The sequence below is a fragment of the Stenotrophomonas sp. Ste96 genome (genome assembly GCF_024519495.1).
GTDB lineage: Bacteria > Pseudomonadota > Gammaproteobacteria > Xanthomonadales > Xanthomonadaceae > Stenotrophomonas > Stenotrophomonas bentonitica_A.
This window is the reverse complement of sequence record NZ_JALJRX010000013.1, coordinates 1-14,104: the sequence shown is the minus strand read 5'-3', so window position 1 is coordinate 14,104 and position 14,104 is coordinate 1. Positions and strand designations below refer to the sequence as shown.

General features: G+C 62.8%; 20 protein-coding genes. 15 read left to right on the top strand and 5 right to left on the bottom strand.

Features of this window, described 5'->3' with window-relative positions:
* Positions 1 to 36: 36 nt before the first annotated feature.
* The 3 genes from OC373_RS18215 to OC373_RS18205 are packed head-to-tail and all read left to right on the top strand — an operon-like array spanning position 37 to position 2,367.
* A complete protein-coding gene (locus OC373_RS18215; protein ID WP_049447182.1) occupies positions 37 to 807 on the top strand; it encodes a universal stress protein in 771 nt (256 codons plus the stop codon).
* Between the two features lie 20 nt (positions 808 to 827).
* Positions 828 to 1,667, top strand: a complete 840-nt coding sequence (locus OC373_RS18210; RefSeq protein ID WP_049430394.1) for a universal stress protein — start codon at positions 828 to 830, stop codon at positions 1,665 to 1,667.
* Complete coding sequence (locus OC373_RS18205; protein WP_049430396.1) at positions 1,657 to 2,367, top strand: DUF2238 domain-containing protein; 711 nt, start codon at positions 1,657 to 1,659, stop codon at positions 2,365 to 2,367. The genes OC373_RS18210 and OC373_RS18205 overlap by 11 nt, the downstream gene beginning before the upstream one ends.
* Here the strand turns inward: OC373_RS18205 and OC373_RS18200 are convergent.
* The gene (locus tag OC373_RS18200; protein WP_032967187.1) at positions 2,346 to 2,645 is read right to left on the bottom strand and encodes a metalloregulator ArsR/SmtB family transcription factor; all 300 of its coding nucleotides are present in this window, start codon (positions 2,643 to 2,645) and stop codon (positions 2,346 to 2,348) included. The genes OC373_RS18205 and OC373_RS18200 overlap by 22 nt on opposite strands.
* Positions 2,646 to 2,873: 228 nt before the next feature.
* Here OC373_RS18200 and OC373_RS18195 point away from each other — a divergent pair, with 228 nt between their 5' ends.
* Genes OC373_RS18195 through OC373_RS18175 form a run of 5 tightly spaced genes read left to right on the top strand, consistent with a single transcriptional unit; the run spans position 2,874 to position 5,852 of the window.
* The gene (locus tag OC373_RS18195) at positions 2,874 to 3,764 is read left to right on the top strand and encodes an MBL fold metallo-hydrolase (protein ID WP_261998238.1); all 891 of its coding nucleotides are present in this window, start codon (positions 2,874 to 2,876) and stop codon (positions 3,762 to 3,764) included.
* Complete coding sequence (locus OC373_RS18190) at positions 3,761 to 4,201, top strand: YeeE/YedE family protein (protein ID WP_005413386.1); 441 nt, start codon at positions 3,761 to 3,763, stop codon at positions 4,199 to 4,201. The genes OC373_RS18195 and OC373_RS18190 overlap by 4 nt, the downstream gene beginning before the upstream one ends.
* Complete coding sequence (locus tag OC373_RS18185; RefSeq protein ID WP_046272483.1) at positions 4,198 to 4,629, top strand: YeeE/YedE family protein; 432 nt, start codon at positions 4,198 to 4,200, stop codon at positions 4,627 to 4,629. The genes OC373_RS18190 and OC373_RS18185 overlap by 4 nt, the downstream gene beginning before the upstream one ends.
* Positions 4,626 to 5,063, top strand: a complete 438-nt coding sequence (locus tag OC373_RS18180; RefSeq protein WP_049430400.1) for a TIGR01244 family sulfur transferase — start codon at positions 4,626 to 4,628, stop codon at positions 5,061 to 5,063. Before OC373_RS18185 ends, OC373_RS18180 begins: the two co-directional genes overlap by 4 nt.
* 27 nt (positions 5,064 to 5,090) lie before the next feature.
* Positions 5,091 to 5,852 carry a sulfite exporter TauE/SafE family protein gene (locus OC373_RS18175; RefSeq protein WP_080341470.1) on the top strand — a complete coding sequence of 254 codons (762 nt, stop codon included), beginning with the start codon at positions 5,091 to 5,093 and terminating at the stop codon, positions 5,850 to 5,852.
* Here OC373_RS18175 and chrA read toward each other — a convergent pair whose 3' ends face one another.
* From chrA to arsH, 3 genes are read right to left on the bottom strand one after another with little or no spacing between them, the layout of a single operon-like run.
* Positions 5,853 to 7,055 (bottom strand): chromate efflux transporter, encoded by a 1,203-nt coding sequence (chrA, locus tag OC373_RS18170; protein ID WP_046272486.1) that lies wholly within the window; start codon positions 7,053 to 7,055, stop codon positions 5,853 to 5,855.
* 54 nt (positions 7,056 to 7,109) lie between these two features.
* Complete coding sequence (arsC, locus tag OC373_RS18165; protein ID WP_046982947.1) at positions 7,110 to 7,529, bottom strand: arsenate reductase (glutaredoxin); 420 nt, start codon at positions 7,527 to 7,529, stop codon at positions 7,110 to 7,112.
* Positions 7,526 to 8,266, bottom strand: coding sequence for an arsenical resistance protein ArsH (gene arsH, locus OC373_RS18160; RefSeq protein WP_046272488.1), 741 nt, complete (start codon positions 8,264 to 8,266; stop codon positions 7,526 to 7,528). The genes arsC and arsH overlap by 4 nt, the downstream gene beginning before the upstream one ends.
* 40 nt (positions 8,267 to 8,306) lie before the next feature.
* Here arsH and OC373_RS18155 point away from each other — a divergent pair, with 40 nt between their 5' ends.
* The 5 genes from OC373_RS18155 to OC373_RS18135 are packed head-to-tail and all read left to right on the top strand — an operon-like array spanning position 8,307 to position 12,319.
* Positions 8,307 to 8,621 (top strand): metalloregulator ArsR/SmtB family transcription factor, encoded by a 315-nt coding sequence (locus tag OC373_RS18155; RefSeq protein WP_046272489.1) that lies wholly within the window; start codon positions 8,307 to 8,309, stop codon positions 8,619 to 8,621.
* 27 nt (positions 8,622 to 8,648) lie between these two features.
* The gene (locus tag OC373_RS18150) at positions 8,649 to 9,140 is read left to right on the top strand and encodes an arsenate reductase ArsC (protein WP_046272490.1); all 492 of its coding nucleotides are present in this window, start codon (positions 8,649 to 8,651) and stop codon (positions 9,138 to 9,140) included.
* Between the two features lie 20 nt (positions 9,141 to 9,160).
* On the top strand, positions 9,161 to 10,219 hold the full coding sequence (arsB, locus tag OC373_RS18145; protein WP_046272491.1) for an ACR3 family arsenite efflux transporter: 1,059 nt from the start codon (positions 9,161 to 9,163) through the stop codon (positions 10,217 to 10,219).
* Positions 10,220 to 10,222: 3 nt separating this feature from the next.
* Positions 10,223 to 11,209 carry a thioredoxin-disulfide reductase gene (trxB, locus tag OC373_RS18140; RefSeq protein WP_046272492.1) on the top strand — a complete coding sequence of 329 codons (987 nt, stop codon included), beginning with the start codon at positions 10,223 to 10,225 and terminating at the stop codon, positions 11,207 to 11,209.
* A 24-nt stretch (positions 11,210 to 11,233) separates the two neighbouring features.
* The gene (locus OC373_RS18135) at positions 11,234 to 12,319 is read left to right on the top strand and encodes an ArsO family NAD(P)H-dependent flavin-containing monooxygenase (RefSeq protein ID WP_046272493.1); all 1,086 of its coding nucleotides are present in this window, start codon (positions 11,234 to 11,236) and stop codon (positions 12,317 to 12,319) included.
* Here OC373_RS18135 and OC373_RS18130 read toward each other — a convergent pair.
* Positions 12,280 to 12,813, bottom strand: a complete 534-nt coding sequence (locus OC373_RS18130; protein ID WP_080341466.1) for an arsenate reductase ArsC — start codon at positions 12,811 to 12,813, stop codon at positions 12,280 to 12,282. The two genes, OC373_RS18135 and OC373_RS18130, sit on opposite strands and share 40 nt — an antisense overlap.
* A gap of 204 nt (positions 12,814 to 13,017) precedes the next feature.
* Here OC373_RS18130 and OC373_RS18125 point away from each other — a divergent pair, with 204 nt between their 5' ends.
* Positions 13,018 to 13,218, top strand: coding sequence for a hypothetical protein (locus tag OC373_RS18125; protein WP_160298434.1), 201 nt, complete (start codon positions 13,018 to 13,020; stop codon positions 13,216 to 13,218).
* A 525-nt stretch (positions 13,219 to 13,743) separates the two neighbouring features.
* Positions 13,744 to 14,104, top strand: a 361-nt coding sequence (locus OC373_RS18120; protein WP_261998236.1) for a CopL family metal-binding regulatory protein, incomplete at its 3' end; no start/stop codon positions are given.

Below are 14,104 nucleotides of genomic sequence, written 5' to 3'. Positions count from 1 at the left end.
GCGGGGCAACGCCGGCCTCTGTGTCCAACAGCCAAGATGGATATTCTTGTCCCTTTGACGGATACGCCCGCTGATGCTTCTGCCATGCAGCTGGCAGCAGCGCTTGTCGGCGCCCGTGGCGGGCACATCACGCTGGTGCAGCCAGTGGAATCTCCCTTGCCCGACGTTGCACGCGCCGAAGTCCCGCCCAGAGTCGCCACGCTCTTGCGCCGGGTTGCGCAGTGGAGCGTTCCGCATGACATCCAGATCGAGGACGGGCGCGCGGAACGTCCTGTGGACGCGATTGCCCTGCGCGCACAGGGTTTCGACCAGGTGATAATGGCGTGCGCCGGACATGACCACGCCGAGCGCAGGCTGCAACATGCTCAGTTCTCTTCACTGGTTAGCCGATCCGGACGCCCCATCCTGGCATTGCCAGGGAGAACCCGTTTCGACGGAATCTTCAAGCGGGCCGTCATCGGCTGGAGTGCAACCCCCGAATCCGCTCGCGCGGCACATGATTTCCTGAGATTGGATTTCGCGTGTGCCCTTGTGGTTACCACCGTGGACGGAAGTGACCGGGTCAATGAACATGCTCAGGCGTTCATCAACAGTCTGATGCGGCAGGGGCGAGAAGCGATATTTACTCCCGTGTCGTCAGATGGGGGGAGCGTGGCTGAAGCGCTACTGGGCCACGCATTTGATAGCCAGGCGGATCTACTCGTCTGCGGCGCCTATGGCCATTCGCGCGCGCGCGAATGGCTGCTGGGGGGAACGACGAGGGAGCTCTTCGAGCGCACCCTCACGCCCCTGTTCCTGTCACGTTGACGCACCAGGATGCCAGAGCCATGTTGAAGGATATTCTTGTGCCTTTGTCAGACTCATCAGCAGATGACGCGGCCATCCGCTTCGCCGTCGAGATCGGCAGGTCGCAGGACGCGCGGGTGCGCATCATCGAAACGGTCGACCTGCCTCCGCCGGCGATCGGGACTGCTGATCCGACGCCCCGCGCATCGTTCCTGGCTGCCCAGGACGCATGTCGGCGGGAGGCCTCGGAAAGAGCCTCAAGGATCAGGGCCAGAATCGCAGAGCACCCTGGTGTTTCCGTAGAAGTTCACGAAGCGGGCATTGAATCTCCTGCAGAGCTCGCCGCTCGACTGGCCTTCTCTGCGGATCTGGCCATTGTCGGGGGCTGGTCAGGATTCGCCAAGGCCGACCCAGCGGGCGTGGCCCTGTTCAATGCGCTGCTTTTTGACGCGGGAAGGCCCGTTGTGGTGGTGCCGCCGCATTGGCGGGCAAGCGACCACTCGTGTGCGATTGTGGGTTGGAAAGACACCCCAAACGCATGCCGCGCCCTGCACAGCGCGATCCCATTGCTACAGCAGGTGCAGACTGTCCTTCTGGTGGAGATATGCAGCCATTCGGACGAGATGGAGGGTGCTGCTGGCACTGTCACAGCTTCCCTCATTGAACACCTCCGGAGCTGGGGCATCGCCGCATCGGCCACCCGGCTGCTTGCCAGACACCGCCGTTCCAGCGAGGTCCTGCTCGATCACGCCCGCGCGACCAAGGCGACGTTGATCGTGGTTGGCGGATACGGACACTCCCGCCTGCGCGAGCGGACCATCGGAGGGATGACGATGGAGCTATTGCAGGGGGCGACCATTCCGGTCCTTTATGCCCATTGAGTACCCCCAACGCCAGGATCGTGCCTCGGCAGCGGCGAAAGGCAGATTGGGGAGCACGCAGTCGGACTCCTGGCGCTTCGCGCTGTTCTGCCTTGGAATCTACATAGGGTGCTGGCTGCTTGCCGCAGTCGAACCCTACCACCGGCGCGACTGGTTGCTGGAGAATCTGCTGGTATTCATCGCCATTCCCTACGTTGTCTTCCAGCAGTGGAAGCGCCCGTTCCGGCCCGCAACCAATGTCTCGCTTCTGCTTTTTCTGTGCCTGCATGCCGTGGGCGCTCATTTTACGTACTCGGAAGTCCCTTACGACGCTTGGGCGCAGAAACTTGCGGGCTACAGGATCACCGACCTGTTCGGCTGGGATCGCAACCATTTCGACAGACTCGTTCACCTCGCCTACGGCGTATTGGTCTTTCCCGCGGCGAGAGAGCTCTACGCAAGGCGTGCTGTGGCCAGCGAGCTGACGCTGACCCTGATTGCCACTCAGTTCATCGTCGCCACGTCCGCTGCCTATGAACTGATCGAATGGGGCGCGGTTCTGGTGGTCGACCAGGACCTTGGAATGGCTTATCTCGGCATCCAGGGCGACGTGTGGGATGCGCACAAGGATGTGCTGTTGGCGTCGGCTGGAGCGATCATCAGCGCGGTGGGTGCCAGCGTACGGCACGCCACGTCTGCTCACTCCCGGTCGTCGGACTGATCCACGCAGAAGATCCTGTGCATGGCAACCAGCATCGCCTCAACGCGGCTGTCATTGATGCGATAGAAGACTGAACGTGACTCTCGCCGGGTCGTCACCAGATGCCGTTGACGCAGTTCGGCGAGCTGCTGGGAAAGGGCCGGCTGTCGGATGCCGGTGGCCTCCTCGAGGGCGCCGACGGTCGACTCCCCTTGGGACAGCTGACAAAGCAACAGCAGACGCGACGGCGTGGCCATGAAGCGCAGCAACTCGGCCACTTCAGGCGCCCGTTCCTTCATGTCGGCCAGGTTGTTGGCGGTGAGGCGGTTGGTCAAGAGCGGTTCACCAGAAAGGAGAGCTAGAGCGTACCTGTTAATCCGCACGCCAGCTGAACCGGACAAAGGACACGAAGCGGCACTTACATAGTTTACGTAAGTATGTATTAATATCCATCATACAACCACCGGGAGCGAGTCGTGAACAGGCCTGTCGTCGTCGATTCTTCATTGGAGAGAGCTCAATACATCGTGCGTGAAGCGCGAGGTGGCCACACGCCTTCGCCTTGCGTGAAGACGTTCTTCGACCCCGCCACCTTTACGGCCAGCCACGTGGTACGCGACCCCCGGTCTTCGGCGTGCGCCATCATCGACAGCGTTCTTGATTTCGATATGCCCTCTGGACGCACCTCGACCGACTCCGCCGCGGCGCTGGTCCAGTACATTCATGACGAAGGGCTGCAGGTTCAGTGGCTGCTGGAAACGCATGCCCACGCCGATCACCTTTCCGCTGCACCGTGGTTGCAGCGGCGGGTCGGCGGAACGCTTGCCATTGGCGAGCACATCACCGGCGTGCAGGACACCTTCGGCAAGGTTTTCAACGCTGGCAAGGAGTTCAAGCGCGACGGGAGCCAATTCGACCATCTGTTTGCCGATGGCGCGGAGTTCACCGTTGGGAATCTCCAGGCAACTGCCTTGCACGTGCCAGGCCACACCCCTGCGTGCATGGCCTACGTCATCGGGGATGCGGTCTTTCCGGGCGACACTCTGTTCATGCCGGACTACGGCACGGCCCGCTGCGACTTCCCCGGTGGCTCGGCCCGCCAGCTCTATCGCTCCATCCAACGTCTACTGGCCCTGCCGGATGACGCCCGGGTGTTCCTCTGCCACGACTACAAGGCCACGGGCCGGGATCGGTTCGCATGGGAAACCACCATGGGCGCGGAACGAACCGCGAATATCCATATGCATCAAGGTGTGACGGAGGACATGTTCGTGGAGATGCGTGAGAGCCGCGACGCGACGCTCCCCATGCCGCGCCTGATCCTGCCCTCAGTGCAGGTCAACATGCGCGCGGGCCATCTGCCCGACCCGGATGACAACGGGGTGCGCTACCTCAAACTGCCGGTGGACCTGCTATGACCCTCCCCTCTTTGGCGTGGTACTGGCCCGTCATCGGCGGCCTGATGATCGGTACGGCAGCGGGTGGATTTCTGCTGCTGACCGGTCGCATTGCCGGCGTCTCCGGCTTGCTTGCAAACACTCTTGGCCTGTCGTCCGCTGGCGACCGCTCCTTGTCGGCCCTGTTCCTGGCAGGGCTGCTGGTGGCGTCCGGGCTGGCGCTCGCGGTCAAGCCCATTTCGCTGCCGTCGCTTTCAATCTCCGCTACGCCGTTGTTGGTGTTGGCCGGGCTGCTGGTCGGCTTTGGAACCCGCCTCGGATCTGGCTGCACGAGCGGTCACGGCGTTTGCGGCCTGGCCAGGCTGTCACCACGCTCCATGGTTGCCACGGGCGTTTTCATGCTCATGGGCATGGCGACCGTGGCGGTTGTCCGCATGATGATCGGAGGCGGAACATGATCCGGCTGGCGGCAGTTCTGTGTGGCGCCTTGTTTGGCCTGGGCCTGGTCGTCTCGGACATGGCCAATCCCACGCGCGTACTCGCCTTTCTTGACGTCACAGGCAGGTGGGATCCATCACTGGCACTTGTCATGGCCGGGGCGCTGATTCCGTCAGCGATCGCCTATCGATGGGTCCGCGCACGCAATGCTCCTGTGCTCGCTGCGGCGCTGCACATTCCCAATCAGCGTCAGATCGACCGGAACCTGGTCATTGGCGCGGCAGTGTTTGGCGTTGGGTGGGGGCTGGCAGGCGTATGCCCGGGCCCGGCCATTGCACTGTTGCCAACGGGTCAACCCTTTGCACTCGTTTTCGCGGCCGCCATGGTCGTCGGCATGCTCCTCCACTGGCTCCTCCACCGTCCCCGCTCAACAGAGAATTCGCCATGAATCTGCACTCACTTGCGCCGAGCTTGCATGTGACCGACCAACTGGTTCCCACCGACATACCTGCCTTGAAAAAGGCGGGCATCTCGAGTGTCATCTGTAATAGACCCGACGGCGAGCAGCCGGACCAGCCCGATCACCTTGCACTGCAGGCGGCCTGCTCCAGGGCGGGCCTGGGCTTTGCCTATCTGCCCGTCGTGCCTGGCGGCATCACCGATGGACATGTGCAGCAGTTTGGCGTGCTGCTGGAACAACTGCCTGCACCCATCGTCGCTTACTGCAGGACCGGCACCCGCTCGACGTCGCTATGGGCCCTATCCCAGGTTCGTAACGGCGGAGCTACGCCCGAACAGGTGCTGTCCATTGCCGGTGAGGCTGGTTACGACCTGTCCTCTCTTGCTTCGCGCCTGCGAGGCGCCCCCTCTTCCGCTGCCTAACGGCCAACTGACATGGAAACCCTTTCCCTGTTGCAGCTCGCGCTGGGTGGACTCTCCGGCATTCTGGTGGGCTTCGTACTCGGGCTGGTCGGCGGAGGCGGCTCTATTCTGGCTGTCCCGCTCATGCTTTACCTGGTGGGCATCGACAGTCCACACGTCGCCATCGGTACCAGTGCATTGGCGGTTGCTGCCAATGCACTTTCCAACCTTTTCGTTCATGCCCGCCGGGGAAACGTGAGATGGCCGTGCGCGTCGGTCTTCGCGTTGGCAGGCATCGCTGGCGCCTATCTGGGCTCCAGCTTAGGTAAGGCCGTGGATGGGCAGCGACTATTGTTCATGTTTGCCCTGCTGATGGTCGTGATAGGCATTCTTATGCTGCGCAAACGCAATGCGGAAGGTGATGCAAGCGTCCGCCTCAGCAAAGGGAACATGCCGGCACTGCTCGGATTAGGGGCGTTCTCCGGGGCACTCTCCGGATTCTTCGGTATTGGCGGCGGCTTCCTGGTTGTCCCTGGGCTGATGGCCGCCACGGGCATGCCGATGCTGGCCGCAATAGGCAGCTCCCTCGTAGCTGTCTCCGCTTTCGGTCTGACGACTGCCATCAACTATGCTCAATCCGGCCTGGTCAACTGGCCACTTGCTGCCGCATTCGTCGTTGCTGGAAGTGCGGGCGGAATCGCCGGAGCGCGCGCATCAGCAGCGTTGGCAGAGCACCGTGGAGTGTTGAATGTTGCATTCGCGCTACTCATTTTCATGACGGCGGCTTATATGCTCTGGCAGATGCCCTGACTACCGCGCCATCGCCCAACCCGCCATGGCAGCCAGCAACACCACCACGATCGGCGGTGCACGCGCGACGACCAGTAGCCCGAACGCAACCAGCGCCATCGTGACATCCCATCGGTCATGGATCGCACTCGTCCACACCGGGTCGTACAACGCTGCCAGCAGGATCCCGACGACCCCGGCGTTGACGCCTGCAATTGAAGCCTGCAGATCCTTGCGGTGGCTTAGCGACTCCCAGAAGGGCAGCACTCCTACGAGCACGAGAACGGCAGGCATGAAAATGACCGCCAACAGCGTAAGACCTCCCGCCCAGCCACTCAACGGACCCGCGGCCATGGCCCCCAGGTACGCTGCGAATGTGAAAAGAGGGCCCGGCACCGCCTGCGCCGCACCGTACCCGGCGAGCAGATCTGCCGTGCTCACGGTGCCGCTCTGGACAACCGCGGTCTGCAGCAATGGCAGCACGACGTGGCCGCCGCCAAAGACCAGGGCGCCGGCGCGGTAGACCCCCTCCAACAGCATGGCCAGGGGGGATCCGCTCGCCGCGGCCCACACCGGCAGCAGAACAAGTGGCAGCACCAGTAGCACCAGTGCCACCGTGCCGGTTCTTCGCGAGACGGGATAGCCGCCGTCTGATTGGCCGGAAACTGGTTCGATCTTCAGCATCCAGCGACCGAGCAGTCCGCTGAAGATGATCACCACGATCTGGCCGACGACCGAGGGCATGGCCAAGGTCAACACAGCGGCAACAAATGCCATCCCTGCGCGCAGACGGTCCGGGCACAGGGACCGGGCCATTCCCCATACCGCTTGGGCCACCACGGCAACTGCCACGATCTTCAGGCCATGCAGCCAGCCGGATTCAACGATTCCCTGGTATCCGGCAACGCCCAAGGCAAACAGGATCATCAGCACGGCCGAGGGCAGGGTAAAGCCTGCCCAGGCGGCCACCAGACCAGGCCAGCCGGCTCGACGCAGGCCAAGCGCCATTCCAACCTGGCTGCTGGCCGGGCCCGGAAGTAGTTGGCACAGGGCCACCAGATCGGAATAGCTACGGTCCGTCAGCCAACGGCGACGCTCGACGAACTCGTGGCGGAAATAGCTCAGGTGGGCAATCGGGCCGCCGAACGACGTCAGTCCCAGTCGCAGGAACACCAGGAAGACGCGCCACGCGCTTTCGGTTGTTGCGGGATCGAGCGGCGACATAGGGCATGACCTCCTGTGGTTCTCAACGGCAGCGAGCCCAGCCAAGCAATGGGATCACGGCGTCGAGCTTCCGGTATGCCCGGTCACCCACTCTCCATCTTCCTTTCGGAACGGTCCGGGCAGCGGCGGCAGGATGTCCAGCACCACTTCTGATGGCCGACACAGACGGGTACCCCTATCGGTTTGTACCAAAGGACGATTGATGAGTATCGGGTGCGTCAGCATCGCATCAAGCAGCGCGTCGTCGCTCAGTGCTGCATTGCCCAGTGCCAGCTCGTCATACGGCGTGCCCTTCTGCCGGATGGCATCACGCACGCTCAACCCTGCGGCCGTGATGAGGTCGACCAGGCGCGCGCGGCTGGGCGGGTGGGCCAGGTAGTCGATCACTTCCGGTTCGATCCCGGCGAAGCGGATCAGCGCGAGTGTGTTGCGCGAGGTGCCGCACTTGGGGTTGTGGTAGATGACAGCGTTCACGCACTTTCCTCCTGATTCAAAATGGTCTCGACCACGCCTGCAGCGGCCGCCAGCGCCGCCGCTTCAACGGCGCCCTTGCGCTCGCTGTAGCGGTCGACCAGGTAGTCACTGCGCCCGCGCACCAGCAGGGTGAACTTGACCAGTTCCTCCATCACGTCCACCACGCGATCGTAATACGCCGAAGGCTTCATTCGACCTTCGTCGTCGAACTCCTGCCACGCTTTGGCGACCGACGACTGGTTGGGGATCGTCACCATCCGCATCCATCGGCCGAGCACGCGCAGCGCGTTGACCACGTTGAACGATTGCGAGCCACCGCAGACCTGCATCACTGCCAGGGTGCGACCTTGGGTCGGGCGCACGCTCCCCTCTTCCAGCGGTAGCCAGTCAATCTGGTTCTTAAACACGGCGGTCAAAGTGCCGTGGCGTTCCGGGCTGATCCACACGTGCCCTTCAGACCACAAAGAAGCCTGGCGCAGCTCCTGCACCTTGGGGTGGGTGGCCGGCACCGAATCGAGCATCGGCAGCTCATGCGGATCAAACACTCGGGTCTCTGCGCCCAGATGTTCCAGCAACCGCTGCGCCTCCAAAGCCAGCTTGCGGCTGAACGACTGCGGGCGCAGGGAACCGTACAAGATCAGGATGCGGGGCCGGTGCGGCGCGGCATTCGGCTCGCTCAGCTTTTCGGCCACCGGAGGGTTCAAGGCGCCCGGGACGACATTGGGAAGGTGTTGCATGGGGGTTGTCCTGCCTATTCGATTCGACTATTCTAGAAGCATGGAACATAAAAACGCAACTCACGCCCTGGCCGCCCTGGGTCACGCCACCCGGCTTTCCATCTTCCGCCTGCTGGTCCAGGCCGGAAGTGGCGGCAAGCTGGCCGGCGACATCGCCCAGTCCCTCTCCCTTCCCGGTGCCACCCTCTCTTTCCATCTGAAGGAGTTGCTGGCCGCTGGCCTGATCACCGCCGAGCAGCGCGGTCGCACCATCTGCTACCGGGCCGAGTTCGAGGCGATGAGCGCGCTGGTGGCCTACCTGACCGAAAACTGCTGCGCCGACGAACAAGCCTGCGAACGTCCTGCTGGCTGCTGACCTTCCCCCGTCATAGAGATCGCTCAAATGACCCGTCGTGTTCTGTTCTTGTGTACTGGCAACTCCGCCCGCAGCGTGCTTGCCGAATCGACCCTTAAAAAATGGGGCGAAGGCCGCTATCTCTCCTTCAGTGCGGGCAGCCAGCCGGCCGGTCGCGTCAATCCCTTTGCCATTGCCCAGCTGGAGCGCGAAGGCTTCCCGGTCGAGGGCATGCGTAGCAAGTCCTGGGACGAATTTGCCGAAGTCGATGCCGCTGCCATGGACCTGATCGTCACCGTGTGTGACAGCGCGGCCGCCGAGGCGTGCCCGGTGGTGTTTGGTGACTTCGTTCGCGTGCATTGGGGCCTGTTCGACCCGGCCGGCGTGGAAGGTTCGGATGCGCAGAAGGCAGAAGCCTTTGACCGTGCCCATCAGACCATCAAGCGACGCCTACAGGCCTTCCTGGAGATTCCTGACAGCGACTGGGACGACCGCGCAGCGCTGAAGGCCCGCCTCGACCCGATCGCGCAGATCGACTAACCGCTTTTCCGAGACCTGCCATGACTACTGATTCCCCCCGCCTGTCCTTCCTGGACCGGTACCTTACGCTCTGGATTTTCTTGGCGATGGCCCTCGGCGTCGGCTTGGGCGCGATGTTCGAAGGCGTCCCCAGCGCGCTCCACAGCCTGTCGATTGGATCGACCAACATCCCGATCGCCATTGGCTTGATCCTGATGATGTATCCGCCGCTGGCCAAGGTGAAGTACGAAGAGCTGCCCAAGGTGTTCGCCGACAAGCGCGTGCTGATGCTCTCGCTGGTGCAGAACTGGATCATCGGTCCGTTCCTGATGTTCGGCTTGGCGGTGCTGTTCCTGCGCGACTACCCCGAATATATGACCGGCCTGATCCTGATCGGCCTGGCACGCTGCATAGCCATGGTGCTGGTCTGGAACCAACTCGCCCGTGGCGATGGGCAGTATGTGGCGGGCTTGGTCGCCTTCAACTCGATCTTCCAGATCGCGCTGTTCAGTGTCTATGCCTGGTTCTTCCTGTCGTGGCTGCCGCCGGTGTTCGGGCTGCAGGGCAGCGTGATCGACGTCAGCTTCTGGACCATTGCCGAGGCGGTGCTGATTTATCTGGGCATCCCCTTCCTCGCAGGGTTCCTCACCAGCCGCTGGCTCAAGGCGCGCAAGGGCGTGCGTTGGTATGAAGATAAGTTCCTGCCGGCGATCAGTCCGATCACGCTGGCGGCGCTGCTCTTCACGATCGTTGCCATGTTCAGCCTGAAGGGGGGCGATGTGCTGCGCATCCCGATGGACGCAGTGCGCATCGCGATCCCGCTGACGCTCTATTTCATCATTCAGTTCGTGCTGAGCTTCTTCATGGGCAAGTTCATTGCCAAGGACTATCCGCGCACGACCGCGATCGCCTTCACTGCTGCTGGCAACAATTTCGAGCTGGCCATCGCCGTCGCCATCGCCGCCTTTGGTCTGGCTTCGCCGGTCGCCTTCGCTGCGGTCATCGGACCGCTGGTGGAGGTGCCGGTGCTGATCCTGTTGGTCCATGTCGCCCTGCGGCTGGGCAAGCGCTACTTTCCTGCCGACGCACGGAGTCATTGAGTCATGAGCAAGACCCAACACATCCCGCTGTTGATCCTCGGTTCCGGCCCGGCCGGCTGGACGGCCGCGGTCTACGGCGCCCGCGCCAACCTGAACCCGGTGGTGATCACCGGCCTGCAGCAGGGCGGCCAGCTGATGACCACCACCGAGGTGGACAACTGGCCGGGCGACGCGCACGGCCTGATGGGCCCGGACCTGATGGCACGCATGCAGGCCCATGCCGAGCGCTTCGAGACCGAGGTGATCTTCGACCACATCCACACCGCCGACCTTTCCAAGCGCCCGTTCACGCTGATCGGCGACAGCGCCGAGTACACCTGCGACGCGCTCATCATCGCCACCGGCGCCACCGCCAAGTACCTGGGCATTCCGACCGAAGAGGCCTTCAAGGGCCGCGGCGTGTCGGCCTGCGCCACCTGTGACGGCTTCTTCTACCGCGACCAGGACGTGGTCGTGGTCGGCGGCGGCAACACCGCCGTGGAAGAGGCGCTGTACCTGTCCAACATCGCCCGCAAGGTCTACCTGGTCCACCGCCGCGATACGCTCAAGGCGGAAAAGATCATGCAGGACAAGCTGTTCGCCAAGGTCGCCGCCGGCAAGATCGAGACCGTCTGGCACCACCAGGTGGACGAGGTGCTGGGCAACGACGCCGGCGTCACCGGCGTGCGCGTGAAGTCCACCCTGGACGGCAGCACCCGCGACCTGGAGGCGCACGGCTTCTTCGTGGCCATCGGCCACCACCCCAACACCAGCCTGTTCGACGGCCAGCTGACCATGAACAACGGCTACCTGGACATCCGTTCGGGCCTGGGCGGCAACGCCACCCAGACCTCGGTGGAAGGCGTGTTCGCCGCCGGCGACGTGGCCGACCAGCACTACCGCCAGGCGATCACCTCGGCCGGCTTCGGCTGCATGGCCGCGCTGGATGCGGAGCGCTATCTGGATGCACTCAGAATTTCCGATCAACAGCAGCGTAAGAACGCCGCCTGAGTGCGGCGGCGCGAGGGAGCACAGATGGACAGCGTCGACGTGCTGATAGTCGGAGGTGGGCAGTCGGGTCTTTCGGCCGGCTATTTCCTGCGTCGCAGCGGGCTGTCCTATGTGATTCTCGATGCGGAAACATCGCCCGGCGGGGCATGGCAGCATGCCTGGCACTCGTTGCATCTGTTTTCCCCGGCGGGCTGGAGCTCGATTCCCGGGTGGCCCATGCCCGCCAGCCAGGGCCCCTACCCTGCGCGGGCGGAGGTGCTCGCTTACCTGGCGCAGTATGAACAGAAATATGCGCTTCCAATCATTCGCCCCATCCGCGTGCAACGAATCAGCCGCGCCGGCGGACGGCTGCGGGTGGAGGCCAGCGACGGTCGGCAATGGTTGGCCCGGGCGGTGATCAGCGCCACCGGAACATGGGGGAAACCCTACATGCCTGAGTACGAGGGGCTGGACTCCTTTGCGGGGATCCAGCTGCACTCTGCCCACTACAGTACCGCTGCGCCGTTCGCCGGAATGCGGGTGGCCATCATGGGCGGTGGCAATTCCGGTGCGCAGATTCTGGCCGAAGTATCGATGGTGGCTGAAACCACTTGGATCACCCAGCAGGAACCGGCGTTCCTGGCCGATGACGTCGACGGCCGCGTGCTGTTCGAACGCGCGACTGAGCGATGGAAGGCGCAGCAGGAAGGCCGGGAGCCTGACCTGCCACCAGGCGGTTTCGGCGACATCGTCATGGTGCCGCCGGTGCTCGATGCGCGCGCGCGGGGGGTGCTCGCCGCAGTCCCACCGCCGGCCCGCTTTTCCCCCACCGGCATGCAATGGGCCGACGGCACCGAGCGGGCGTTCGATGCGGTTATCTGGTGTACCGGCTTCCGCCCGGCGTTGTCGCACTTGGACGATCTGCCGCTGCTTAACGTGCAGGGCCAGATCGAAATGGATCACTCCAAAGTTCGCTCTGTTGCAGAACCGTCGGTCTGGCTACTGGGCTATGGCGACTGGAACGGCATGGCGTCGGCCACATTAATCGGCGTTACACGCTACGCGCGCGAAGCGGTCAGGCAGATCAGCGACTACCTCCGACCCTCGAATTCGTCGACACCCGGTGAGTGATCTGCGCCAACGTCGGCGAGGCTGCGCGCCTCTGTCTGCAGTGTCATGCGGTCCAATGCTTCAGGCTTAAGCGCAAGCAACAACGTCAGGCGATGTTGAAGCTGATGAAGTGCTGTCAGGAAGGCCTTATGGACCTGCTCCTCACTTCCGTGCACCGCCGCCGGGTCGGGAATGCCCCAATGAGCCGTGACCGGATGACCAGGCCAAACCGGGCATGCCTCGCCTGCTGCACGATCGCACACCGTCACGATCAGATTCATGTGCGGCGCATCGGGGCCCGCGAAGACCTCCCACGGCTTGCTGGACAGATTCTCTATCTCGAAACCCGTCTCCTCAAGCACTTGGATGGCCATGGGGTGGACAACGCCCTTCGGATGGCTTCCTGCGCTATAGGCGTGCAACCGCTCGCGCCCAAGATGGTTGGCCAGAGCCTCGGCGATGATGCTCCGGGCTGAGTTGCCCGTGCAGAGGAAAAGAACGTTCAACTTTCTCATGCTCTTTAAACCATCTATCCGGAATAATGGAAGTATTCTCCGGCTGTGTGACTGTTCAATGACAGTCTGTGCCAGAACTTCCCGCCATCGCCGTTGAGCGGCGGTAGGCGGCTTGCAGTGGGCAAAGTCTGCACGGTGGAGCAGCCTAGCCGCAGGTTGCCCAGGTGAATTTGGCTACAATTGAGCTAAATAATGGTGGCATCCATGACCAGCAAGGCTCAGCGCCAACAGGCGCTCGTTGAAGCCAAGGCTTCGCTCCGATTAGAAGGCTTGCCCATTTCGACGCGCGATGATGACCTCTACGCGGCGGCCGTTGAGGGATCTATCTCAGGGACGCTTCGCGATGTCGTTTTGGCGCGAATTCGCGCTGAACTGGCATCAGAGACGAAGCTTGGCCGTCGATAGGCGGGACAGCTCGGCCGAACGTGCCTTTCAAATCCCGCAATTCATGGCACGTAGTTGCCCCAGTCCAGGGATGTCCTCAGCGCAACGGTCGCAACAGGGCCGAGGGGAAAGGCGGAGATGGGTGTTGCGTACTCGCCGGGTGCGAACGCAACACCTGAGGGGATGCGCGAGGCGCAACGGGTTCCATCCCCTTTCGAGAAGAAATGCCTGCGGTGCCGGGCATTTGCGAGCGCAACGCTTTGGATATGTACCAAGAATGCGAAAAGCTGGTACTTTTGCTGGTGTTGCGCGCAAAGTCCTTGGCTAGACCTTGTTACCGCAACACCGAGCTGATCAATGGTACAAAAGCCACGGTTCATGCAGCGAGGAACTCGCCATGCTTCAGCAGCTTGCCGACAATCATGTGCCCGGGCTACTCATGACGCACCTGATCAGCGTGCGCGGCGCCCTTCATTCATTCAGCCAGACACGTGGCCCTTGGCTTTACGTGTCTCATCTGGGCGTACATCATGTATACTCCAGCGCATGTCTGTGCGCGCACTCCTGATGCGGTTGTTTCTGATCGTGGCCGTGCTGGTCAACGGTCCCGGGGTCGCAGGTGCTTCTATGCATATGCACGCCGAGCACATGCGCGATGCAATGGGTCACGCAACTCCCATGACCACCACACAGACAATGGCTGAGGGCATGGCCTGCCACGACGCTGGGGAGATCACCCTGGCGGCCCTCGAGCATCATCCGCTGGCCGCTGGTCAACCCGATGCAGCGCCCCAGACAGACGATTGCTGTGAGACGGGCAACTGTTGCGCTTGTATGCATCACTGTTACGCCGCAGTGGATGGGCCCGCGCTTGCCGACATTACCGTCCGTTACCGGCAGATCGCCG